Source organism: Cecembia lonarensis LW9, assembly GCF_000298295.1.
Classification (GTDB): Bacteria; Bacteroidota; Bacteroidia; order Cytophagales; family Cyclobacteriaceae; genus Cecembia; species Cecembia lonarensis.
The window spans coordinates 1-704 of sequence record NZ_AMGM01000289.1; the positions used below are offsets into that span (position 1 = coordinate 1).

General features: G+C 53.0%; 1 protein-coding gene. It reads right to left on the minus strand.

Annotated elements, in window-relative coordinates:
* Positions 1-16: 16 nt before the first annotated feature.
* On the minus strand, positions 17-704 hold a 688-nt coding region (locus tag B879_RS24190), incomplete at its 5' end, for a HEPN domain-containing protein (RefSeq protein ID WP_238542246.1).

The following is a 704-nucleotide window of genomic DNA, read 5'->3' on the forward strand; positions in this document are numbered from 1 at the left end:
ATAAACTTTTCACATATCAGTTGATGACCACAAACGACTCGATCCGGTCAACAAAACCAAGGGCTAGCTCATACTTGTTCATGATCTCCTTCGGCGTCAGCTCGACCGGAGCACTCGCATAGTCGTTATGTACCAGCAGGTTCCGAAGCTGGCCCAATCTCATAAAAGCTTCGTGTTGCTCTTTTAACTCACGATTTGACTGGAGCTCGGTCTTGAAGGCTTGGCCGCAGGCGTCACCGAAACTGCTGAAAAAACCCCTTGCCGAACCTGCCTTCCAATCAAACAACGTGTGGTAACTACGAGCCATCACACGCTTGGAAACGAACGTTGCGAGCCGATCTGTGCCGTCCCGCTCGAATATCTGCGAGACCAGCCGTTTAACTCTGTCTTCGAGGCTACTAGCAGCCGCAAGCAGAAGATGCTTAGGGTAACTGCGGCTCAGTGCAGCCAGCCCTGATGGGGTGGATCTCAAGTCTGATTCCAGCCCGAGGTAGTCGTCATAAAGTGACTGGACGGCGCCTTCCCCGATCTCGTGCGTCACACCGATGCCTCGATGTAGGTGCGTAATAGCCCGATTCTTTTCCTGGTATTGAGCGGCTTGGTCGATCCTTCTTGAAGAGTTTCCGCAAATTCTTCTGTCAGTTTCGCCTGATTGATGGCCGCTGATAGAGCCTGGTGGTCCGCCATCGGCCGCCCTATGCTCT